Source organism: Chryseobacterium aurantiacum (assembly GCF_003020585.1).
Lineage (GTDB): Bacteria > Bacteroidota > Bacteroidia > Flavobacteriales > Weeksellaceae > Chryseobacterium > Chryseobacterium aurantiacum.
Genome location: NZ_PXUE01000007.1, coordinates 15,065 through 37,849, shown reverse-complemented (window position 1 = coordinate 37,849; position 22,785 = coordinate 15,065). Strand labels below are relative to the sequence as shown.

The window sequence follows — 22,785 nt, the reverse complement described above, 5'->3', positions numbered from 1 at the left end:
TTATTTTGTTCTGTTGTCTTCAATGAATTTAGCCATTGTATCAATAGATTGGAAAATTTCTTTTCCTTTCTTAGGATCAGCTAATTTGATTCCGTAGTCTTTATCAAGAAGAACGATAAGCTCCAGGGCATCAATAGAGTCAAGACCTAGTCCACCTCCGAATAATGGATCTGTATCTTTAATTTCTTCTACAGAAACATCCTCAAGGTTAAGTACTTCAATAATTTTGTGTTTCAATTCTGTTTTTAAGTTTTCCATAATTTAGTTAATTTACCAATATAGTAATGTTTGAATTTGCCCATTTTAAGGAGGCTTCGTTGTTACAAGGTTATATTGTTACATTTTTATAAGGTCAGCAAATATACAAAAGCTTTATAATTTTCCTGATATAATTCAACCCAGCCGCATAATACTTTGTCTGCTTTCCCAGACCGGAGAATCTGTTCAGAATAATCATTTAAAAAATTTTCATCAAAATCTTCCAATACAAAAAAAGCATTCTCTGTCTGCATTTTGTGCTTAATGCTGATTTCACCTACACAAATATTGGGTAATGTATATACAAATACAGCAGGACTTGGAAAATAATTTTCCTGAGAATTGATGCTTTCCTGATATTTAAAATCAGTATCCAAACTGGATGACTTGTTGGCAAAAACCAATGCCGTTCTGCTATGGTCTTCATCTTTTAAAAGCATTTCGGCGGAAAGAAAGGCAAGTTTGCTTAAACTATCCATTTTGTGAAACTTAGGATAGCCAAGATCCATGCTTTTGTAGGCTTCTTTAGCAAATTCCTGGAAAGTTTCGCTCGGGCTTTCAAAAATGATCTCTTCGTTTAAGCTTATTTTTGAATGTTCTATAGTACAGGTGTTTATCTTTTTCATCAGCTTCATTTTAACATTTTTCCAATACAATTGCGGCATTACACCCTCCAAAACCTGATGCTGTCTTCAAAATATATCTGATTGCTGCAGTTTGATTTTCCTTAATGATATTCAATGGCTGGGATACTCCCATCTCCTTAAAGTTTTTAGAGGGAATCAGTGTATTATGAATGGCGATTTCCATAGAGATGATGCTTTCCAGAAGTCCGGAAGCTCCAAGGCAGTGTCCATAGAAACCTTTCATACTGTTCAAAGGTACATTTTGCAGTTCCATTCTGTTGAATGCAATAGCTTCCATTTCGTCATTATACAAAGTTGCTGTTCCGTGGGCTGAAATAAAGTCAATTTGTTCTGCCGAAACCTGGGTTTCCGTCATGGCATTTTTGATGCTTCCGTATAAACCGTCTCCTGTTCTTGACGGGCCGGAAATATGGTTAGCATCATTGATAGCCGAGTCACCCAATACCTTGAATCTGAACTTTTCTTTTTCAGAAGCCTCAGAAGTGATATATACTGCGGCTGCGGCTTCTCCGATATTGATCCCGTTTCTGTTTTTATCATAGGGTTTACAGGCTTCAGTACCGATGGCCTGAAATGAATTGAACCCTGAAATTACAAATTCTGAGATTTCATCACCGGCAACCACAAAGGCATCTTTATATTTCCCGGCCTGAATCATGTTCTTGGCAACAGCAATAGCCATTACCCCGGATACACAGGCGTTTGAAACTACAATAGGCTGGGTTTTAAATCCAAAAAAATCAGCAATTTTCTGTGCTAATCTCGGAAGATAGACGCCTTCGGGTAATTCAGACTCATTTTTTAATAGGCTGATATTTCCTTTTGTTGTTGATAGGATAAAAGCGGTATCTTTAGCTATACTGTGTTTTTCAATCAAGGGTTTAAGACTTAGAAGAAGCATTTTTTCCAGCCTTGTGAATTCCTGACTGTCAAAGTTTTTACTGAATTCTTTATGCAGCTCTTCCGTATTAATCATGGAGGCGAAAAAAGGATCCTGATTTTCTATGACTTTATGTAAAGTAACTCCTGATTTTCCGGCTAAAAGTGCTTCCCAGTTAGAGTTTATGCTAAAGCCCAGAGGTGTTACACAGTTATAATCTGTGATGTAAATTTCCTTCCTCATGATAATCCCATTTTATCTTTCCAGGTTTGAAAAAACTCCGGATTGTATAAACATAAACTTCCATTGCTGTCCAAAAACACCTGAATGGTCTCTCCACTGCAAACTAATTGATCTTCGTGATTGAAAATTTCATATTTGTAGATAAGCTTAGCAGACACAGAATTGATGAAAGTGGTGACAATTTTAAAAGTTTCTCCATATTTTAAGGGAAGAAAATGTTCACATGTACTTTTGACAATAGGGGTTACAAATCCCGCATTCTGAATGTCCAGATAGGTTAGGCCGTGCTGACGTCCAAAAGCTTCTCTTCCGTCTTCAAAATAGACAATGTAATGACCATGCCAGACAATTCCCAGCGGGTCTGTTTCATTGAATCGTACCCTTACTTCTTCGGTACAGGTTAATATATTTTCGTTAGACTGCATTTTGTTTTCTTTCATAAAAAATAGAAATGGCTACTGTTGCAAGGTAAAATAAAAATAAGAAAGCTAATTCCTTAGCAATACCTCCAATTCCGCTGTTTCTTAAAATAATATCGTAATAAGCGTTCAATCCCCAGTTCATGGGAGAAAATTTGGCTACGGTCTGCATAAATTCAGGCATTAAGAATACCGGAACCCAGATTCCTCCAATTGCTGCCAGTACAACTACTGATGTTGCTCCAAAAGGGGCAGATTGTTCCTGTGTATCTGCAATGGTTCCCAATAATACTCCAAATCCAATGGCCGCAAGCCCTGCGAACAATGTTACCGTAATAAGCTGGAACATTTTTCCTGATACATCAAATGCAGGAAGATCCATATATGGGAAAAGGAAAACCCCTACTGCTACCATTAGTAAGAATTGAATGATACAGATGATAAGATAAGTGAATGTTTTTCCTAAAATATGAACAAAGTAAGGAGTAGGGCTTATTCTGGCTCTTACACTTGTTCCCTGGCTTTTTTCCTTTACCAGGTTAATAGACAAAGGAACAACGATAAAAAAGATAGCAAAGAGCGTCCATGCGGGAACGTTATGCTGAACAGAATTCGGCATGATGTCCATTTCTCCTTTTTTCGGGGTAATCTCTTTGAAGCTGATCAGGTTTTTATTTTCGTCAAGGTTTTCTGTGGTGCCTAGCTGATCCTGAAAAGCTTTATAAATTTTTTTATTTTCGATTTCAAAAACCATTTTATTGACAGAATTCATCACAGAGTTTTTGAATCCTGCATTGGTGGCCGGATCAAAGTATAAGTGAATTTCCTTTGCCTTTGGAGCTTCTATCTTAGTTTTTGCGGAATCACCTTCCAAACCAAATGAACTGACGATAGCCTGAACTTTGGAATCAATATTGGAATTTAAATCTTGTGTTAGATTTTTAGGAATAACAATAGCCATCTGATAATCTCCTGAAAATACAGCATCCTCCGCCGATTTTTCGTTGAAATTGGTCAGTAATTGGAACGTTTTGCTATTTTCCAGTTCGCCTTTTATGTTTTTTGAAACTTCAGATTTATCGTTATCAATAAAAATGATAGGGATTTTTGATCCTTCAAGGTTTTTAAAGGTGGAATCCTGAATCAGGGTAATGGTTACAATCAAAAGCAACGGCATTACAAAAATGATGACAATTCCTCCGATATCTCTTTTCAGGAGAAGAATTTCCTTAATAAAGCTTCTCCAAAGTTTATACAACAACATCTCTTAATTCTTTTCCGGTTAATGAAATGAAAACATCTTCAAGATTTTCTGCATGGGCAATCTGTGAAACAAGTTCCTCAGGGGTTCCAACAGCATGAATTCTTCCTCTGTCTATTATGGCAATCTTGGTGCAAAATTCTTCTGCCTCAGAAAGGTGGTGAGAGGTATAAATAATACACGTCCCGTTTTTATTCAATTCCAAAAGGAAATCTATAATTACTTTTTTGGACTGAACATCTACTCCTACGGTGGGTTCATCCAAAAACAGAACCTTTGGATTATGAAGTGTTCCTGCAATAAGGTTACAACGGCGTTTCATCCCTCCGGAAAACTGGCCCACCTGCTTATCTGCAAATTTTGAAAGCCCCATAATTTCTAAGGACTCATCAATGGTCTTGGTAAGCTGTTTATGCTTTAGTCCATACAGACTTCCGAAGAACATTAGATTTTCTCTGGCAGTAAGGGTAGGATAGAGTGCATATTCCTGCGGAACAATTCCAATGATCTGTCTAATCTTGAAGCCCTCTTTTTGTGGAGACAAGCCATTAATCGTAAACTGCCCTGAGGTAGGCTTAATTAATCCTGAAAGCATGGATATCAAGGTTGTTTTCCCTGCTCCATTAGGCCCAAGAATTCCGTAAATTTCGTTTTTATCAATACTCAAGGAGATATCATTTACCGAAAAATCGTCAGAATTTTTGTATTTTTTATATAGATTTTTGATTTCAATCATATTCTCTGCCATATCAGATCGCTTTTCTCAGTTTTTTATAGAAAGCTTCCTCCAAATCAGCAATATGAAGCATCGTCTTTGATAGCTCATTGTAGATATTACTTTTGGAGTTTCTGTTTTTATATACTCTTGCAATGTCTACTGCAAAGTCTCTCCAAAGGTCTCCTATGGAAGTAATTTCCTTTGAAAGGTCCTTCAATTCGTCATTTTTAAGAATAACAGCAGCTTCCTGAAGAAATGCTCCATAAATAAATCTGAAACCTCCGCCGCCGGTTCCGATTTCCTCCTGCATTCTGATCAGTTGTCCCAGATAGTGGTTCGTTACTTTTGTACCTTTCTTTTCTGCCCATTTTGGAATACTTCTGGCGACCCATCTCATGGCTTTTACACCAATAAGGGGTACGGGGGCCAGCATGTTTTTACAGGTATCCTTAATTCCTTTTTTAATGGCTTCTTCCAGATTTACATTTTCCGGAATATAAACAGGATAGTACATATGTCCCTTTGGAGGAAGGGCTCCTTTGGCATATCTTACCTTTTCCAGTTCTGTTTCTGATAGGGAAGTGGTGTAGTCCATTACCGGATCACTGATCAGAAATTTTCCGTCTTCTTTACCATATACCACAAGATTGTGAGCATTGAAGTGGAATTTATATTCTTCAGGGAAATAAGTAAGGTTGAAAACCCCTACCTGAAGTCCGGTGGGGATATTTTGTTCTAGATTTCTTTCAAGAGCCTTTTGAGCATCCTGGGGATTGGAGAATTTCTCTCTTTTGATTTTAATTCCTAATCTTTTGGCTGCTTTACTGAAGATGGCACCCGGCATAGGACGATAGCTGAAGCCCGGAGCAAAGTTTACCTTCAAAAAAGGGAGATAGACAAAAAACAATCCTGAACCGATTCCGAAGATCATGGGTTCACTTAGTTTTAATCCTTTATTAAGCAGTAGATTAGAAGCAACACCGTTTTCGCAATGCGCAGTCTGATGGTGTTCAAAGTTTAATTTCATTTGCAGCTTATATCTTTTTCATTGGTTAAACGGAATAATATACATTCCATTTATTTTCCATCGAAGTTTTTTAATTCGTTTACTGAAATACCGAATGCATCAGCATATTTTTTCAGTGCAGTTTCGCTTAGTGTTTTAAATACCTTGGGTTTAAAATGTCTTTTCACCCTCCATTGCCATATTCCTACGTAAGAGGCAAGTACTCCCAGGTCCATTTTATTCAGTTCCATAAAATATACGATGGGGCTAACCTTATTTTGGGCAACGTTTTGCTTGGCTTCTTCAATTCTTTCATGAATAAGCTCCATGGACTCATCCAGAGCGGCTTTCTTTGCATCCCAGCCTGTGCTGTTAGCGGTAGTATAGTTATCGTTCTCATCCGTCACATACAAAACCTCTGTCATGTTGGCGGATTTCAAATTACTTTCGTCTTGGGGTAGGTCTTGTCTTTTCATCTAAATAATGTTTAATTTTTTTAGATTCCAGATGAAAAATGGTTCACCTGTTTTGATTCTTTTAATCAGGTGGCTAAAATAGTGAAAATACATTATATGTAAATTATGCTGAGTCTGATGAAAGTATTACCGTGAAACAGAGGTTGCATAAAGGCTCAGGTTCAGTTATTAATGAAAGAAAGAATAATTGTTTTTTCTCCTTTTAAGAACCCGAACATTAATTTTCTCTTGAGTAATGCAGCATAGAAAATTTTTACCTATTGCAATTTTTGAGTAAGGATCTTTAACTAATTGGGGGTAATGAAATCTTAAAAAGAACCATTATCCTTTATTATTCATATTTGTAATAAATCTGCTGTAACAACTGTGTTATATCATAAGACTAATGGATAGAAATTTGGATAGAAAAATAATTATTAAATAACAACTATGAAGAAGTTTTTTATTTCTGTTTCGCTTTTCTGTATGCTAAGCGCAATGGCACAGAAATTCGATACACAAAAGCTGACAGATGCTCAAGGGTATACTTATGAAACGGTAAAGAATGACCAGGCAGGTGTAAGGGTATATACCTTGAAGAATGGTTTGAAGGTTTATCTTGCAAAAAATGAAGATGCACCGAGAATTCAGACTTATATTCCTGTAAGAACAGGATCTAATAATGACCCGAGTGATAATACGGGACTGGCTCACTATTTAGAGCATATGGTTTTCAAGGGAACTTCTCATTTGGGAACTCAGGATTGGGCAAAGGAAAAAGCAATCTTACAGCAGATTTCTGATCTTTATGAACAGCATAAGGCAGAAAAAGATCCTGCTAAGAAGAGAGAACTATACAAAAAGATTGATGAGGTATCTCAAGAAGCCTCAAAATACGCAATCGCCAACGAGTATGACAAGGCTATTTCTTCACTAGGTGCTACGGGAACAAATGCGCACACATGGTTGGATGAAACGGTTTACAAAAATAATATCCCTGCCAATGAACTTGAAAAATGGCTTAAGGTAGAAAAGGAACGTTTTTCAGAATTGGTACTGCGTCTTTTCCATACAGAATTGGAGGCGGTGTATGAAGAATATAACAGAGCACAGGATAATGACGGTCGTCTTGTGAATTATGCTTTGATGGAAGCCTTATTCCCAAAACATCCCAACGGACAACAAACTACAATAGGTACGTCTGAACACCTGAAGAGCCCGTCAATGGTAGCTATTCATAAGTATTTTGATACTTATTATGTGCCTAATAACATGGCTGTTGTATTGGTGGGAGATATAGATTATGATAAAACTATAAAATTAGTTGATCAGTATTTCGGAGCTTTCAAATACAAGGAACTTCCAATGAAAAAGATGGTGTCTGAACAACCAATGACTCAAATTGTTTCCAGAACGGTAAAGAGCCCATCTACACAAAGAATGACAATGGCATGGAGAACAGATTCTTATGGAAGCCAGGAAGCTAGATTGGCAGATGTTGTGGGAGAGATCCTAAGCAACAGAGGGGATGCGGGATTGATTGACCTTAATATTAATCAGAAGCAAAAGACCCTGGGAGCAGGTGCCTACGAATCTCCATTCAAAATGTATGGGATGTTTGCCTTGGTCGTAACGCCAAAAGAAGGACAAAGCTTTGATGAGGCTAAAAAACTACTATTGGATCAGCTTGATCTTGTTAAAAAAGGACAATTTCCGGATTGGATGCTGAAAGCCATCGTCAATGATAAAAAGGTTCAGCGCATGAAAGGTTGGGAAACGGCTGATGGATTGGCAACTGAACTTTATGATTCTTATATCAAGGGTAGAACATGGGAGCAGGAATTGGATGAGATCAATCAGTATGAAAAAATCACCAAGGCTGATATTGTAAAGTTTGCCAACGATTTCTATAAAGATAATTACGTGGTAGTTTACAAGGAGAAAGGGGTAAATGATAAGTTAGTTCGTGTAGAAAATCCTGGAATTACTCCTATTAAGCTTAACAGAGAAGCACAATCTCCTTTCCTTAAAGATATTTTGAGCACTAAGGTTGCTGAAATCAAGCCGGAGTTTATTGATTACAAAACTGCCATTCAGACTTCGCAGGTAAAAGACAAAACGGTAAGCTTTGTAAAGAATAAGTATAACGAAATTGCTCAGGTAAGCTACGTCTTCCCATTCGGAACAGATAATGACAAAGAACTTGCTTTAGCAGGAACGGTGTTCGAATACCTTGGAACAGATAAGTATACGCCGGAGCAATTGAAAGAAGAGTTCTATAAACTGGGGATTACTTACAATCTAAGGACATCTAATGACCAAACGGTTATTACTTTGGCAGGTCTTGAAAGCAATATGAAGAAAGGAGTAGAGCTGATGAATCACTGGATGACGAACGTGAAAGCAGATAAAGCTATTTATAGCCAGACTGTGAAAACAATTCTTGAAGCCAGAGAAGTCGGGAAGAAAGATAAAGTGAAAATTATGTCTGCTCTTTCAAACTATGCAAAGTATGGCAAGGATTCCAGAATGACGGATATTATTTCTAAAGCTCGTCTTGAAAGTATTGACGTTACGGAATTGATGAAAAAAGTAAAAACACTGAACCAATATCCTTATCAGGTATTCCTTTATGGACAGGACCAAGCAGGATTGGAAAAAGCTGTTAAACCTTATATAGGGAATACAAGTCTTCAGCCGGTAAAAGCTAAAGAATATGCAGAACTAGCTACCACAGGGAAAGTTTACTTTACTAATTATGACATGGTACAAATGGAAATGTCTAAAGTAGCAAAAGGAAGTACTGTAAACCTTGGTGACTTCGGAAAATCAAATGTTTTCAATGAATATTTCGGAAGAGGTTTATCTTCCATCGTTTTCCAGGAGATCAGAGAAAGTAAATCACTGGCTTATTCGGCCTATGTTTCTTATGCCAATGCTTCGGAAAAAGGGCATGCTAACTACATCACCAATTATATAGGAACACAAGCCAACAAGCTTCCTTTGGCAGTGAATGCTATGAGTGAACTAATGGCTGAGCTGCCACAGATCCCAACACAGTTCGAGAATGCAAGAGGTTCTGCTTTAAAACAGATTGCTTCTAACAGAATTAACAGAACGAATATTTTCTTTAGCCAATTAGCCCTTAAAAAATTAGGTGTTGATTATGACCTTAGAAAAGATACCTATGCTGAAATTCAAGGGCTGACATTGCCTCAACTGACAGGGTTTTACAATACTGAAGTGAAGCCTGTAAAATACAATACGGCTATTATCGGTAAGAAAGAAAACCTGAATATGGAATCGATCAACAAAATGGGCGAATTCCAGGAAGTATCTCTTGAAGAGATTTTCGGATACTAATCTTTATATTCAAAAATAAAACTAAAAGCGGTGCAGAAATGTTCCGCTTTTTTGTTGTTTAAAACTGTTTCTCTCTGATCATCAGAGTTTCACGGGTTTTTCCAATGTTTCACGTGAAATAATTTATTATAGGATGAGGTTTTTTAGTTGTATTTAATTGGTTTTCAGACGTGTAAATTTGGTTTCTATTGTTTTTAAAATTAATAAAATTGAATGTTTTTATGTAAAGTTTTTGTAATCAGATCAATAGGGGTGGGCTTTAGCCAAAGCTTAATTGTTTACACAAAAGTCACAAAGGGATTACACAAATTTTATGAATAATTATACAATGGCTGACAACAAAAAAAGCTGTACAAAACGTACAGCTTTTACTATTTTTTGAATGGATTTTTATGATTCTATCTCCTGAATAAATAAGTTGATCTCTGCTCTTATCAGTAATTCATCATTATTGAAAGTCTCGCAGAAGATATGGCAGATATTCTCAAACTGGGAAATCAGTGATGCTTTTGAAATGATCTTGTCATTCACTTTCGGGAGCCCGAAAATTTCAATTTTTTTGATATTGGTGATAAAGCCTATCACTTTTGTGTCAGCTTCAGGATTTTCAAAGAAGCTTTGTCCAAGGATAGATGAGCAGGTTTGGGCCAGATTTTCAATCAGACCGGCTTCTACAAATTCATTGTTGTGAACAAATATGTTGTCTTCTTTTATTTCAAAGGAAGTCACTACTTTTTCCTTGGTCAGTTCCAAAATATAGTCTGCCATCAGCATCGGTTCACGATGCGGTAAAAAGTTGTGTATATTGATGATATTTTCCTCCCTGATTTCCATTAAAAGTTATTTTACAGCAGTTTTCATTTGAGATTTTGCGATCACTTCACCATTTAATTTTGTAATAATATCTACCAGGGTCACACCCATTACCTCATTAAGGATGGTTACCTCTGATTTCAGCTGATCTCCTATTGTAGGCAATACCTCTGCTTCAAAAGATTTAATAGCTCCAATATATCCGGTAGGAGCATCTTTTCCAAGCAGATAATATTTATAGCCCGTATGCAGTGCTACACTTTGTGCCTGATGCTCAATAAGTCCTGAAGCCTGAAAAAATCCATCCTGAATAAACAGGTTGTCTTCCTTAACTTCAAATCCGGAGATGAGGTGGTTTTCAGAATATTCTGATAACTCATGAACCATTACAAAAGGAGCGCGTTGTGGAATAAGGCTTTCTACAAAATCTTTATTGGATGTTGGTAATTTGTTTTCCATTAGCAAACCGTTAATAAAGCACAAGAATATGCAAATCTTCCACTTTCAGGAACGCAAAGAAGTACTTTTTCTCCTTTTTGTAATTTTCCTGAATTCATCAGCTCTTCTAATGCTACAAAGATAGATCCGGCACCAATATTTCCGATATCAGAAAGGTTATAGAACCATTTTTCTGCAGGGAAGTCCATCCCTTTTTTAGCGAACTCATCTTTCAGTCCATCCTTAAAGTAACCGGAAGAAATATGGGCCAATACATGATCAATTTTTTCAGGATCTAGATTATGCTTGTCAAAAGAAGCTCTTAGGCTTTCTGCCCCTTTTACCAGAATGTATTTATCCAGAATTTTAGTATCCTGCTTAATCGCGAAGATTGACTGCTTCAACCATGCGTCAGATGGATAATCTGCCCATGATTTTAAACTTCCGTCCTCCTGCTTGTCACATCCTGCATACATACATGCTTCAATTTCGTGAGCATAAGAATAAAAATCAATAAATTCTATTCTTAAAGAGATTCCGCTTTCTCTTGGTTTATTTTCTAACAGGAAAGAACCTGCTCCATCAGAAAGCATCCATCTCAGGAATTCTCTTTTGAAAGCTATAATAGGTCTTTCTTCTAATAATATTAAATTTTCAGCTTCATGGTTGAATTTATCTGCAGTCATCCATGCAGACATTCTTTCAGAACCTGCACACACTGCATTATCCTGTACGCCGGCTCTTACAGAAAGGAATCCGTAGTTGAGCGCATTCATTCCTGAGTTGCAAAGCCCCGTTGCCGTATTGATCTCAATAGATTTCCCGATGTTCAGTTCACCATGAACCATAGAGGCATGTGATGGCTGAATCTGGTCAGGAGAAGTAGTTCCTACGGATAATAACTTCATATCTTCCTTTTTGAAATTCTCATCAAAAAGACCTTCGATTGCTTTTGCTGTAAGCTGCGCATTGGAATGCGTAGGGTTTCCTTCCTTATCTAAAGCATAATATCTTGTTGTAATTTTATTATTTCTTAAAATAAGTGATTTTGCTTTAGAAGGCGCGTCATTGATAAGCCCAAGATACGTCTCCATTTCATCATTTGATACCGGTTCATTGGGTAAATATTTTGATGCCTTTGTTATAAATACGTCGTACATTCTATTTTAAATTAATTCCTTGTAAATATGTTTTTTGTTTTTGTCTTTTAAACCAAAATATAGGGGTTGTAAGCAGGTGTAAGACTAACACGACGGGTGAGATTACCCATATCGCAGTCATCAAATATACCTTAAAGAATTTTATCAGCAATGGACGTTTCTCTTTTTTCTTGATAATCAGATTAGACCATACTGTGAAAATCTTGTTTCCTACCTTTTCTACACGCACCAAAAACGGGCGGATTTCGATGGCTCCATTTTTTACAAGATCCGGTTGTAAATTGTTCAGATCATTGTTTTTAAAATGCCTTTCGATACTCTCACCATATTTCACAGAACCTGCAATCTCCTCATCGGAAACACCGGCGGCAGGAAGAATTCCTGACTTTTCCTTCTGTCCCGTTGTCAGCCATCTGATAATGGTCAATACACTGGTATAGTTATCATGTCTGTCTACCAATGCTATATTTCCGACAAGTTTAGCTTTTAGATCTCTTAAATAAACCTTTAGTTTTTCCTGAGAAAGCATCCACATATTTCTGGTCCCTGAAATGGTAACTACAGGAGTATCTCTAAGGATTCTTTCCGCATAGCCACTTTTCAGAAAAGAAATGATAGGAATGGATGGGGTAAGATACCAAACCTGATATCCAAACAGGATGAGATCATACTTTTTGTTCAGTATTTCATCCGAAGGAGGTAAGATTTCTTTGGGAATTTGTAAATAAGATTCCGGAAAAGTATTGAAAAAGACATCACTCGGCCAAGGATAAGGGAAGTCTTCCTTTAGCTGAATATTATAATAAGTAACTTCATATTCTTCCTTTTGAGCTTCAAAAGGCTTGGCTATATTTCTCACAATATCCTCCAATTGGCCGGTTTGTGAATAATATATTACAAGTATGTTTTTTTTCATGGAATTTTTTTAGCGCTTACAAAAATATGTTTTTCCTATTTATTATTTAGTTTTAAATACTTTTAATGATTCAGAACTAAATTTTAATACATAATTACTACTTTCTAATGAAATATTTTCTATGTTGATAAATATAATGGTTTCCGGAAGAGTTTGAATATCATTCATGGTGAAGCGGTCATCCGAAACCAGAAGAACATCTATATTTTTATTCACTTCAGAAAAGTTCTCTATATAATTTATCTTTCTCCTTTTAACCAAATAGCTATGTGCTGCAACAATTCGCTTTTCTTTGTTTTTAATGAATGAGAAAACTCTTCGTCCGGCTTGGTATAGAGTAAGCAAGACATCTTTTTGGCCATAATCATTAGCAATATGCAGGATGTTGGCATCTTTGGGAATATGCTTGTTCAGTTCAAAGTAAACAGATTTATTGGTTTTAAAGTCTTTCTTTACCTCTGCCACCACTTCACTGTCCTTATATAAATAGCTTAAGAATAACTTCTTTTTAAAATAGTTTTCATCCTCAATCTCTTCTCTCAGTTTGGCGAATTCTTCTCTGTAGTAAGCATTAATTTTTTTGGTTCGTTCAGAATAATCTTTACCAAAGCTTAGATCATCCTTACTGATTCTTTCACCTACTTTTACCGTTATGCTTCCGTCGTAGATAATAAAGTCTCCCTTTGGCAATACCTCAGAATTTCCGTGAATATAAAGCGGAAGAATATCCAATTCGAATTGTTCTGCAAGATAGAATGCCCCTTTATGGAATCTTTTAACATCATTGGTATATGAACGTTCTGCCTCAGGAAAAACCACAAGTGAATATCCTTGCGCAATTTTTTCTTTCAGCTTGTCCATTCCGTTTTCAATACCTTGTGATACCGGATAAAATCCCAATGCCTTTACCAGTCTTCCGAAAACAGGAGACTCATACACCCAGTCATTAACCAGATAAATGATTTTGTGGGTGGCCATGGCAATAGCCAGCGTATCAAGAAAAGAAGTATGATTGGCAATAATTACAGCCGGTTTGCTGAAATCTTCGGCGGGGTTTCTAATGACTCTTTTCTTCACAAGTGGACTTGAATAAAGAACAGATGTTAAAAATTTAGCCAGAATTAATTTGATAATATCCAGTGTTTTACCCTTGGACTTTTTAATAAAGATACTTCCGATAGCCGAAAATACCAATCCGCCAAGTCCATAATATAAAAATGAAAATACAGCTCTTAAAAATAATCTAAAGGTAATAGGAGAAAGCCCTTTCTTGGCTCTGTTGGTAATAAGCAACCTAAACCAAAACGGATAAAGGGTAGACGTAATAATAATTACGGAAAACATACCAATCAGCGCCACTAAGGCCAAGGAATGTAAAGCCGGATGCTTGGCAAAAATCAGGGAACCAATGGAAAGGATCGTGGTGAATACAGCCAAAATAATAGACGTTCTATACGTTGGAAGTTCATTTTTTCCTGTAGTATGTTCCTTTTGCATAGCCTGGGTAAGGAAAATACTAAAGTCATCTCCCACACCAAACACAAGTGTGCATACTACTGTACTGAAGATATTAAGTTCTAGCCCCAGAAAATAAAGGATTCCAGCCGTTACCACCCCTGTTAAAACAATAGGGAACATGGTAAGTATGGTTAATTCAAAGTTCCTGAAGAATACTATAATCGTTAAAACAATTGCCAAAAGAGAATAATTGATGAGGGTATTAAAGTCTCTTTTCAGCAAGCCAAGAAAGTTTTCATTCATCTGCTGACGATCTATGGCAAGAGCATCATGTTTCTTTTCAATATCTTTAATGAAGGCATCCCTCTTATTTTCATCAACCTTTACCACATTGGAAACCGTATAAAAACCATTTTCATTGCTCATAAACTCTGAAATCTGCAGTGCTTTCACTTTTTCATAGTCTCTAAGACTTAATGTTGAATAGTTTTTATTTAAAATTTCATTGAAATTATCAAAAGCAGCGCTGTTGAAACCAAATTTATTTCCGTTGCTGACTAATTCGGCAACGGTCTGACTCTTTTTATGATCATTCCAGAAGCTTTTCCACTCATCAATTTTCCTTTGCTGATCTTTTTCAGATAATACAATACTTCCAATAGAGTTGTAGCTAAGAATTTTGCCTTCTTTCTTCTCTGTTTCAAGGAAAGTGCTCAGTTGGGAATTTCTGGCAAGGGCTTCTTCTTCAGAGTTTCCGTAAGAAATTGTATAAATTGATTTTGAGGTAATGTCTGAAAGTTTCTGCAGCTTGGCTTCACTGATCTTCATTTCCTTTGGAATGTAGTTCAGGTCACCAATGTCTTCATTAAAGCCTACATGCCTGAATCCAAACAGACAAGCGAGAATGATAACGGAGCACCCGATAATCAAAGGCTTGTTTTTCTCATAAGGATAGGACCCTATTTTATCAATAAAGTTGGTGCTGAGTTTTTCTTTTGTATGCTGTTTGGGCTTATAAAGCTGTGGAACAATGATCAATGCTGTAATGGAAGACAGAATAACCGTAATGGCTGCAAAAAGCCCCAAATCTTTCAAGGCTTCAGATCTTACAAAAACCAGACACAAAAATGAAACAGCAGTGGTGGCACTACTTAATATAATAGGTTGCGTTATTTCCTTGTAAAGTTCTTCAATATTATTGTTGTGTTTATAATGAGTAAGAATATGCAGAGCATAATCTATTGTAATTCCGATAAGAATGGCCCCCACACTTAATGAGATAGCTGAAATTTTGTCCTTAATAAAATACAATACCAATAAAGCCAGTAAAACAGAAAATACAGTTGGTAGAAAGACAATGATTGGCGTAAAGAAATTCCTGAAATAGTAAATAAGGAGAACCAACAATACTGTCATGGAGATCACTACCGTGTTCTGAATGTCCTTTTTAATCTGTTTTGCATTGGCAACGGCAATAACCGGAGAACCGAAATAACTCATCTCAGTTTTGCCTTTAAACTGTTTGTTAATTCCCTCTTTTATCGTATTAAGCTGATCAACAAAGGCTTCATTGGCCTTGGTGTCATTGCTTTTGTTTTTAGGATCAATAAAAAGTAAAAGATTTTTTCCGTCCTTGGTAACAATATAGCTGTCTTCTAATTTGAAGTCCTTGCTGATATTTAAGGCATTTAGTTTTTTGATTCCCAAAAAGGTAAGCCCCAGAGGATCTTTTTTGATGAACTCCTTTGTAACAAGGCTTGTAGGGGATACCAATGAAATGTAGTTGTTCTCTACCTGTTGCGCAATGCTGTCTTTTTGAAGCTTCCCTTCAATCTGCTGATAATCGTTTTCATTAAGGAATAGGGGCAGGTTTTGGCTAACGAAATCAAATGTTTCGGAGATCTCATTATCATTCACTTTTCCCTGAACTGAACCGATATATTTTTGCAACGGTTCAATTTTTTGTAAAAAAGTATCCGCTGTTTCAGAAAGCTGGAAGCTGTCTTCGCCGGACTTGTTTTCTATAATAACGATGACCTTATCCGAAAAGTTAAGCTGTTTAAGCACTTTTGCTGTAAGATCTGATTTTTCATTTTTAGGAATAATCTGATTGATATCTTCCTCAAAGGTAATTTTTGAAGCAAAGAAAAGGCATAAGGCAGCAATTCCTAAGGCTGTAAAAACAGAGAGGATTTTATTTTTGGAGATCAGATAATATAAAAATATAAAAAAACGATGCATTAGATGTAAATCAAGTCTGCAAATTTAAATTTTTAAGAATTAGTTCAAAATACTTATGCGATAAGTTTTGTCTGAAAATCAATAAAATATTCTAGGAAGAATGAAAAAATATTCTACTTTTGCAAAAGTTCCCTTTTAATGAAATGTATTTTAAATCACAATTATTATTAAAAAAATAAGAATCTGTTTTAGATATGTTGAAAAAGAATGATGAAAAAATAAACGGATTCCTATTTGTAATAGTGCTCCCATTTCTGCTGTTTGCGATGTCTTACTACGGATTTGAATCTTCTTATGTAAGATTAAAAACCATGGAAAAGGCCCCCGATTTTATGTTCTCATCGGTATACGCCTACAGAGTGATTCCCAATTATCTCAGTGTACACGTTACAGAAGCTGTGACTTTTGTTGTGGATCATCATCTTCCATTTCTGAAAGCCTTTCTTTTGAAGCAAGGGACCATGTTTTACCACAGTATTTTTTTGATCAACAGTTTCTTTTTTGTGTGGTCCTCAATCATTTTATATTCAATTTTTAAGCTTAAACCTTCTGGAATTCTTTTAAATCCGAATATCATCCGGCTGATTCACCTGCTGGCTGTTTTTTTTATCGTTATTGTACAGTATGTTCCTACAAACTGTGATTCTATTGCTATATTCTGTTATCTTTTGGGTAGCCTATTAACCTTGAAATATTTACAAAACAGAAAACCTGTAGATTTTATTCTGCTATGCATTGTTATCATGATTTCTACATTGGTAAGAGAAACATCTTGCCTGAATATTTCATTTTTTGCTGCTGTATTTATCGATTTTGAGAAATTAAAAAAGAAGGACTTCTCTTTTATTAAAGAAACACTGCTTCTAGTACTTGCCTTTATTGTTCCTTATGCAGGACTTCGGATGATGATTCATCAGGATATGTCTTTTGTAGAGGGCGTTTATTTTCTTGCTAACTTTAGCAGTCCTTTCAATATAAGCGGTCTTTTGTTTGGAATAATAAGTCTGTATTTCAGTTATGTCTTATGCAATAATGAGGGTAAAATACTGATTAAAAAATATTTGTTTTTTTCCTTTCCCTATCTTGTTATGATTGCTATGGTAGGGCTTTTTTGGGAAGTAAGACTATTTATTCCCTTAATTCTTACAGGGTTTATATTTACCTCATATCAATTTAAAAATACCATATCCATACAATGAGTTTATTACACCCATATTATATCATTGCCATGCTCTATATGCTTTTCTTTAGCATCCAGGAGGTTTTTGGCAACAAGGTAGAAAAGAAATGGTTTTGGTTTTTAGGAATATATTTGATCATTATTGCCGGACTTAGGGATGACGTGGGACCGGATTATGGAAGTTATCTGGGACTTTATATCTATTCTGACACAAAAAGCTACTACAGTATCTTTATGAAGATGCTTCATATGGAAGGAACTGAATATCTGGATGTAGAATGGCTTTATACCTTGATAAATAAGATATTGCTGAATGTTTTCGATGCACCATTCTTTATGCTGACGTTCGTTATTGCCATCTTTGCGATATTTTTCAAGGTTGAATATACGGACAATAATACTTTTTATCCATTTACATTTACCCTGTTTATGTTTATTCCGGGGTTTTTCATTGGAGAAAGTGGGCAGATCAGGCAAAACTTGGCTACATTCATGGTGTATTATGCCATACGGTATATAAAGGAGCAGAAGATGTGGCATTACCTGTTCTTTATCTTTCTGAGTTCGGGGATTCACAGTGTCTGCTATATGTTCCTGCCCATGTATTGGATAGCAAGAGTTCCGCTGAATAAGACAATTATGCTGATCATGATCATTGTTTCTGTTTTTCTTTCTCCGTTTGAAGTCTATAGGGGATTGGGAGAATTCTTAGGATCAATGGCAGAAGACAATATGCTCGTCGAAGGATTTAACGGATATGTGGGTAAAAGTGTAGAAAGATTAAACGGTGGATTTGGTATTCCGGAGGTAATGATGGCAATTCTGACCTTTTTCCTCTTTGTTTTTGATACCAAGATGAAGAAACTATATCCTTACTACGAATACCATAGAAATTATGCCGTTATTGGGGTCTGTCTTTATTTTATTTTTAGAAATAACCCGATATTCTCATCAAGGCTTGCGGGAGCATTTATTGGATTCTCCTATATTATTATTCCTAATGCAATGTATGTGGTTTCCGGTAAAGTAAAAGGAATGATCTATACCTTTATAATGGCGCTTGTACTCTTCAATTTCATTGTATTCTCAGCCTTTAATAATATCAAGGCAGGACGATTTACAATTGAGCAGTATTACAATCATCTTCTTCCATAAATAAAGCTGAAAAAAATAAAAGCGGTATAAATTTTCAATGGACTTTTGAAATTATACCGTTTTTTTAGTGATAAATTTTGATATTCCGTTTAAAAAAGAATAAATATCTTTTGTTGTGTAAGCTCCACAGTGCTTGAGTAAACCATCGAATAAAAGGAAATAAAAAGCGTTATGAAAAGTGAAATAAAATAGTGATAAAGTATTTGTAAATTCATATTTTTGGCTGTGCTAAAATATAATGACAGAAAAAAATCACCTTGTTTTAGCAGCCTATTTAAAACACACTATGGAGCTTAAAAAAATTGTACAATACTTTAACATTAAGATTTTTATCTATTGTATTATTGCAATAACGGCCGTTTATACCCTTGCTTTTACATTGGCTTTTAACCTTAAAGACGATGGGTATATTTTAGCAGACTGGTTGATCAATTACGAAGATGGAGGATTCAAAAGACGAGGCCTATCCGGAAGCTTTTTTTTTATTCTTCAGGACATAACGGGGTTTAGTCTTAATTATATTGTTTACTTCTTTCAATTTATAATCATTTCAATGTTCTTTTGGCTTTATACAAAACTTATTAAGTATAAAGTTACAGATCTCCTGTATCTGTCCTTGCTGCTATCATCCATAGGTTTTGTAGGGCTTCTTAATACAGTAACGTATGTAGGAAAGAAAGAATTCATTGTTTTTCTTTTGTTCACTTACTTCGTATATCTTTTAGATAATGATAGGCTCACAAAATATAAAGAATATATTTTCTGTATCCTTTTATTTATAAGCACACTCCTGCATGAAGTAACCCTGTTTTATACTCCCTACTTTGCCATTGCACTCTATGTAAAGAGTGGGAAGCTTGAGGTAAGAAGATATATCAAGTTTTTTCTTTCCGTATTCATCCCTGCCGCCGCCATTATTTTATTGGGAAAAAATGTAAACGAAGGAATGTCTCTGGAAATTTTAAATAAAAGAGGAGTACACCCTACCTATGGCATCTTCTATTGGAATATTGATGAAAGGCAATATATTAAAGAACACCTTAATGAATATCTGCTTTACTTTATAAGTTTAGGAATAAGCATTTTACACATAGCCTATTATTTAAAATATCTAAATGGGCGAAAGATTTTATTTATTTTATTATCCGGAGCTTTTATATTCTCTTTACCCTTATTTTATCTGGCAATAGATTGGGGAAGATGGATGTATATTCATATGATGCTATTAATTATTCTTTTTGCTCTGTTACTGAAAAAAGGAGACTCTGTATATGTCTATGAACCAATAGTTATTGATAGGAAATTTTACATCACCATGGCCATTATAATCCTCTCATTAATATATAGAGTAGAGATGTCCGGCAAGGGCTTTACATTTGAGGGAATCCTCTACAGACTGTTTGTTGCCCCTCTGGAATTATTAAATAAAATGTGATTTCAAAAAAGGATATAATAAAAAAGCTTTACTTTTGCAAAAAAATTTTTTAGAATGTCGAAAAATTTAGTAATCGTAGAGTCCCCGGCTAAAGCAAAAACTATTCAGAAATATCTAGGTAAGGATTTCGAAGTAAAATCCAGTTTCGGACATATCCGTGATCTGCCAAAAAAAGGTATGGGAATAGACCTTGCCACCTTTAGTCCTGATTACGAAGTTTCAGCAGACAAGAAGAAATTGGTGACAGAATTAAAGGCTGCAGTAAAGAAAGCAGAAATGGTATGGCTGGCTTCCGATGAAGACCGCGAGGGAGAAGCTATTGCATGGCACTTAGCAGATGAATTGAAATTGAAGCCTGAAAACAGAAAGAGAATTGTTTTTCACGAGATTACTAAAAATGCCATTCTAAAAGCAATTGAAAACCCTAGGGATATTGACCAGAATTTGGTGAATGCCCAACAGGCAAGAAGAGTACTGGACAGAATTGTAGGTTTTGAAATGTCTCCGGTTTTATGGAAAAAAGTAAAACCAGGACTTTCTGCAGGTAGAGTACAATCTGTAGCCGTAAGATTAATTGTTGAAAGAGAAAAAGAAATCCGTGAATTTACTCCTAAGGCAAGCTTTAAGCTTGACGGAATTTTCTTGAACAATACAGAACAGGAAATTGCTGCTAAGCTTAAAAAAGACTTTGAGAAAGAGGAACAAGCAGAAAAATTTCTTGAGCAGGCAAAAACTACAGAATTTAAAGTTCTGAATGTTGAAACAAAGCCTGGAACTCGCTCAGCATCTGCTCCCTTTACTACTTCTACACTACAACAGGAAGCTTCATCAAGATTAGGATATAATGTGACCAATACCATGCGTCTGGCACAAAGACTATACGAAGAAGGGTTCATTACCTATATGAGAACAGACTCCGTAAACCTTTCTCAGGAAGCAATTGAAGGAGCCAAAAAACAAATCATTTCAGAATATGGAGCAGACTATTCTTCTCCAAGAAATTATACTACAAAATCAGCATCAGCACAAGAGGCCCACGAAGCAATTCGTCCTACAGACTTCGGAGTGAAAAGCATAGGAGATGCTCAGTTGAATAAACTGTACCAATTGATCTACAGAAGAACATTGGCCTCTCAGATGTCAAATGCTAAGATTGAAAAAACAGTCATTGAAATTGGAAATGCTTCATTACCGCATCACTTTGAAGCACAAGGAGAAGTGATCATCTTTGATGGTTTCCTAAAGGCTTATGGTATTGTAAAAACCGAAGATGAAGATGAAGAGAACAATGAAAAGCTATTACCAAAAGTAAAAGTTGGAGAAATATTAAGTTACAAAACCATCACTGCCACTGAAAAATTCACAAGACCAAGTGCAAGATATACTGAAGCCGGATTGGTTAGAAAGCTGGAAGAGCTAGGGATTGGTAGGCCATCTACTTACGCACCAACAATTCAGACCATTCAAAACAGAGAATATGTGGACAAACGTGAAATTGAACCACAAACTCGCCAGGTGATCAAAATGTCTTTAGTAAAAGACAATATCAAAAAAGTAGTTCTTGATGAAAAATTCGGAGGTGATAAAAATAAATTTATTCCCACAGATATAGGAGAAGTTGTAAATGACTTCCTTACTGATAACTTTAAGGAGATCTTAGATTACGGCTTCACGGCAAGAGTAGAAGAAGGATTTGATGAGATTGCCAACGGAGATCAGAAATGGAAAGAAATGATGACGGATTTCTACTCAAAATTCCACCCAAGAATTGAAGATGTAGAAGAAAATGCAGACCGCGCAACAGGAGACAGGCTTTTAGGAGTGGATCCAAAAACCGGTAAAAATGTACATGCCAGAATCGGAAGATTTGGAGCGATGATCCAGATTGGAGAAACAGACGATGAAGAAAAGCCAATCTTTGCATCATTAATGTCAGGACAGAATATCGCAACCATCACTTTTGAAGAAGCAATAGAGTTGTTTAAGCTGCCTTTCGATCTTAGTGAATTTGAAGGGAATGCGGTTTCTGTTGGAGTAGGAAGATTCGGACCTTATGTAAAATGGGGAGAGACTTTCATTAGCATTCCAAAAGGTGAAGATCCGCTTTCAGTAGATCAAAAGCGTGCAGAAGAAATTATTAATGAGAAGAAAAAGGCAGATGCACCCATTGCAACTTATAAAGGAGATCCTGTAACCAAAGGAACGGGTAGGTTTGGGCCATTTATCAAATACAAGGATATTTTCATAAACGTTCCGAAGAAATATAACTTTGACAATCTTTCTCAGAGTGACATCAACGAACTGATTGATGCCAAACTGGAAAAAGAAGCCAATAGATACATCCAACAATGGGAAAAAGAAAAAATTTCCATTGAAAACGGAAGATGGGGACCTTTCATCAAGTTTGGAAAAGCAATGTTTAAAATTCCGAAGAAAAGTGATGACACCAAATATGACGGAGAAGAATTGAAAGAAATTTCTCTCGATGAAGTCAAAAAATGGATCACTGATCAGGATAAAAATGCCTTTGCAGAAAAGAAAAAACCAGCTGCAAAAAAAGCAACAACTGCCAAGAAGACTACAGCAGCTAAAAAACCAGCTGCAAAAAAGAAGTAAGAGTAAAATAATTATACATAGCCGTTAACTAACAGTGTTAACGGCTTTTTTTATGAACAAAACATACCACAACCTAGTCAGTTGTGGTGTTTTTTTGTATGTTTGTTATATCAAGAAATTAAT

General features: G+C 35.8%; 18 protein-coding genes. 5 read left to right on the top strand and 13 right to left on the bottom strand.

Annotated elements, in window-relative coordinates; all coding sequences use genetic code 11:
• The 8 genes from C7D53_RS18750 to C7D53_RS18715 all read right to left on the bottom strand — a co-directional run bounded on the left by C7D53_RS18750 (nucleotide 1) and on the right by C7D53_RS18715 (nucleotide 5,908).
• The gene (locus tag C7D53_RS18750) at nucleotides 1-258 is read right to left on the bottom strand and encodes a phosphopantetheine-binding protein (RefSeq protein ID WP_034692439.1); all 258 of its coding nucleotides are present in this window, start codon (nucleotides 256-258) and stop codon (nucleotides 1-3) included.
• 86 nt (nucleotides 259-344) lie between these two features.
• On the bottom strand, nucleotides 345-884 hold the full coding sequence (locus C7D53_RS18745; RefSeq protein WP_106918103.1) for a 3-oxoacyl-ACP synthase: 540 nt from the start codon (nucleotides 882-884) through the stop codon (nucleotides 345-347).
• A 10-nt stretch (nucleotides 885-894) separates the two neighbouring features.
• On the bottom strand, nucleotides 895-2,028 hold the full coding sequence (locus C7D53_RS18740; RefSeq protein WP_106917934.1) for a beta-ketoacyl synthase N-terminal-like domain-containing protein: 1,134 nt from the start codon (nucleotides 2,026-2,028) through the stop codon (nucleotides 895-897).
• Nucleotides 2,025-2,468 carry an acyl-CoA thioesterase gene (locus C7D53_RS18735; RefSeq protein WP_394337086.1) on the bottom strand — a complete coding sequence of 148 codons (444 nt, stop codon included), beginning with the start codon at nucleotides 2,466-2,468 and terminating at the stop codon, nucleotides 2,025-2,027. Before C7D53_RS18735 ends, C7D53_RS18740 begins: the two co-directional genes overlap by 4 nt.
• Nucleotides 2,443-3,711: an ABC transporter permease gene (locus tag C7D53_RS18730; protein WP_106917933.1), complete on the bottom strand. Its 1,269-nt coding sequence runs from the start codon at nucleotides 3,709-3,711 to the stop codon at nucleotides 2,443-2,445. Before C7D53_RS18730 ends, C7D53_RS18735 begins: the two co-directional genes overlap by 26 nt.
• Entirely contained in the window at nucleotides 3,698-4,456 is a 759-nt protein-coding gene (locus tag C7D53_RS18725) for an ABC transporter ATP-binding protein (protein WP_106917932.1), read from the bottom strand. The genes C7D53_RS18730 and C7D53_RS18725 overlap by 14 nt, the downstream gene beginning before the upstream one ends.
• A 1-nt stretch (nucleotide 4,457) precedes the next feature.
• On the bottom strand, nucleotides 4,458-5,453 hold the full coding sequence (locus C7D53_RS18720) for a BtrH N-terminal domain-containing protein (RefSeq protein WP_106917931.1): 996 nt from the start codon (nucleotides 5,451-5,453) through the stop codon (nucleotides 4,458-4,460).
• A gap of 50 nt (nucleotides 5,454-5,503) precedes the next feature.
• The gene (locus C7D53_RS18715) at nucleotides 5,504-5,908 is read right to left on the bottom strand and encodes a hypothetical protein (protein ID WP_106917930.1); all 405 of its coding nucleotides are present in this window, start codon (nucleotides 5,906-5,908) and stop codon (nucleotides 5,504-5,506) included.
• Between the two features lie 429 nt (nucleotides 5,909-6,337).
• Between C7D53_RS18715 and C7D53_RS18710 the strand changes: the two genes are divergently transcribed.
• Nucleotides 6,338-9,250 (top strand): M16 family metallopeptidase, encoded by a 2,913-nt coding sequence (locus C7D53_RS18710; RefSeq protein WP_106917929.1) that lies wholly within the window; start codon nucleotides 6,338-6,340, stop codon nucleotides 9,248-9,250.
• Nucleotides 9,251-9,640: 390 nt separating this feature from the next.
• On the opposite strand, the gene C7D53_RS18705 is transcribed toward C7D53_RS18710, so the two are convergent.
• The 5 genes from C7D53_RS18705 to C7D53_RS18685 are packed head-to-tail and all read right to left on the bottom strand — an operon-like array spanning nucleotide 9,641 to nucleotide 16,276.
• Complete coding sequence (locus C7D53_RS18705) at nucleotides 9,641-10,084, bottom strand: ABC transporter permease (RefSeq protein ID WP_106917928.1); 444 nt, start codon at nucleotides 10,082-10,084, stop codon at nucleotides 9,641-9,643.
• Nucleotides 10,085-10,090: 6 nt separating this feature from the next.
• Nucleotides 10,091-10,522 carry a hypothetical protein gene (locus C7D53_RS18700; RefSeq protein WP_106917927.1) on the bottom strand — a complete coding sequence of 144 codons (432 nt, stop codon included), beginning with the start codon at nucleotides 10,520-10,522 and terminating at the stop codon, nucleotides 10,091-10,093.
• Nucleotides 10,522-11,661 carry a beta-ketoacyl-ACP synthase III gene (locus C7D53_RS18695; RefSeq protein ID WP_106917926.1) on the bottom strand — a complete coding sequence of 380 codons (1,140 nt, stop codon included), beginning with the start codon at nucleotides 11,659-11,661 and terminating at the stop codon, nucleotides 10,522-10,524. Before C7D53_RS18695 ends, C7D53_RS18700 begins: the two co-directional genes overlap by 1 nt.
• 1 nt (nucleotide 11,662) lies before the next feature.
• Nucleotides 11,663-12,577 (bottom strand): hypothetical protein, encoded by a 915-nt coding sequence (locus tag C7D53_RS18690; RefSeq protein ID WP_106917925.1) that lies wholly within the window; start codon nucleotides 12,575-12,577, stop codon nucleotides 11,663-11,665.
• Between the two features lie 42 nt (nucleotides 12,578-12,619).
• Nucleotides 12,620-16,276 (bottom strand): MMPL family transporter, encoded by a 3,657-nt coding sequence (locus tag C7D53_RS18685; protein WP_106917924.1) that lies wholly within the window; start codon nucleotides 16,274-16,276, stop codon nucleotides 12,620-12,622.
• Nucleotides 16,277-16,470: 194 nt separating this feature from the next.
• On the opposite strand from C7D53_RS18685, the gene C7D53_RS18680 reads away from it, so the two are divergent.
• The 4 genes from C7D53_RS18680 to topA all read left to right on the top strand — a co-directional run bounded on the left by C7D53_RS18680 (nucleotide 16,471) and on the right by topA (nucleotide 22,662).
• Nucleotides 16,471-17,475 carry a hypothetical protein gene (locus C7D53_RS18680; RefSeq protein WP_106917923.1) on the top strand — a complete coding sequence of 335 codons (1,005 nt, stop codon included), beginning with the start codon at nucleotides 16,471-16,473 and terminating at the stop codon, nucleotides 17,473-17,475.
• Nucleotides 17,472-18,611, top strand: a complete 1,140-nt coding sequence (locus C7D53_RS18675; protein WP_228422440.1) for an EpsG family protein — start codon at nucleotides 17,472-17,474, stop codon at nucleotides 18,609-18,611. The genes C7D53_RS18680 and C7D53_RS18675 overlap by 4 nt, the downstream gene beginning before the upstream one ends.
• Nucleotides 18,612-18,849: 238 nt before the next feature.
• On the top strand, nucleotides 18,850-20,046 hold the full coding sequence (locus C7D53_RS18670) for a hypothetical protein (RefSeq protein ID WP_106917922.1): 1,197 nt from the start codon (nucleotides 18,850-18,852) through the stop codon (nucleotides 20,044-20,046).
• Nucleotides 20,047-20,100: 54 nt separating this feature from the next.
• On the top strand, nucleotides 20,101-22,662 hold the full coding sequence (topA, locus tag C7D53_RS18665) for a type I DNA topoisomerase (RefSeq protein ID WP_106917921.1): 2,562 nt from the start codon (nucleotides 20,101-20,103) through the stop codon (nucleotides 22,660-22,662).
• Nucleotides 22,663-22,785 lie beyond the last annotated feature (123 nt).

What these genes read in the sequence shown, in the direction of transcription:
- C7D53_RS18705 (WP_106917928.1), bottom strand. Translation starts at nt 10,084, where the DNA reads ATGGAAATCAGGGAGGAAAATATCATCAATATACACAACTTTTTACCG.
- C7D53_RS18680 (WP_106917923.1), top strand. Translation starts at nt 16,471, where the DNA reads ATGTTGAAAAAGAATGATGAAAAAATAAACGGATTCCTATTTGTAATA.
- C7D53_RS18720 (WP_106917931.1), bottom strand. Translation starts at nt 5,453, where the DNA reads ATGAAATTAAACTTTGAACACCATCAGACTGCGCATTGCGAAAACGGT.
- C7D53_RS18730 (WP_106917933.1), bottom strand. Translation starts at nt 3,711, where the DNA reads ATGTTGTTGTATAAACTTTGGAGAAGCTTTATTAAGGAAATTCTTCTC.
- C7D53_RS18695 (WP_106917926.1), bottom strand. Translation starts at nt 11,661, where the DNA reads ATGTACGACGTATTTATAACAAAGGCATCAAAATATTTACCCAATGAA.
- C7D53_RS18750 (WP_034692439.1), bottom strand. Translation starts at nt 258, where the DNA reads ATGGAAAACTTAAAAACAGAATTGAAACACAAAATTATTGAAGTACTT.
- C7D53_RS18675 (WP_228422440.1), top strand. Translation starts at nt 17,472, where the DNA reads ATGAGTTTATTACACCCATATTATATCATTGCCATGCTCTATATGCTT.
- C7D53_RS18670 (WP_106917922.1), top strand. Translation starts at nt 18,850, where the DNA reads ATGACAGAAAAAAATCACCTTGTTTTAGCAGCCTATTTAAAACACACT.
- C7D53_RS18735 (WP_394337086.1), bottom strand. Translation starts at nt 2,468, where the DNA reads ATGAAAGAAAACAAAATGCAGTCTAACGAAAATATATTAACCTGTACC.
- C7D53_RS18710 (WP_106917929.1), top strand. Translation starts at nt 6,338, where the DNA reads ATGAAGAAGTTTTTTATTTCTGTTTCGCTTTTCTGTATGCTAAGCGCA.
- C7D53_RS18685 (WP_106917924.1), bottom strand. Translation starts at nt 16,276, where the DNA reads ATGCATCGTTTTTTTATATTTTTATATTATCTGATCTCCAAAAATAAA.
- C7D53_RS18700 (WP_106917927.1), bottom strand. Translation starts at nt 10,522, where the DNA reads ATGGAAAACAAATTACCAACATCCAATAAAGATTTTGTAGAAAGCCTT.
- topA (WP_106917921.1), top strand. Translation starts at nt 20,101, where the DNA reads ATGTCGAAAAATTTAGTAATCGTAGAGTCCCCGGCTAAAGCAAAAACT.
- C7D53_RS18725 (WP_106917932.1), bottom strand. Translation starts at nt 4,456, where the DNA reads ATGGCAGAGAATATGATTGAAATCAAAAATCTATATAAAAAATACAAA.
- C7D53_RS18715 (WP_106917930.1), bottom strand. Translation starts at nt 5,908, where the DNA reads ATGAAAAGACAAGACCTACCCCAAGACGAAAGTAATTTGAAATCCGCC.
- C7D53_RS18740 (WP_106917934.1), bottom strand. Translation starts at nt 2,028, where the DNA reads ATGAGGAAGGAAATTTACATCACAGATTATAACTGTGTAACACCTCTG.
- C7D53_RS18745 (WP_106918103.1), bottom strand. Translation starts at nt 884, where the DNA reads ATGAAAAAGATAAACACCTGTACTATAGAACATTCAAAAATAAGCTTA.
- C7D53_RS18690 (WP_106917925.1), bottom strand. Translation starts at nt 12,577, where the DNA reads ATGAAAAAAAACATACTTGTAATATATTATTCACAAACCGGCCAATTG.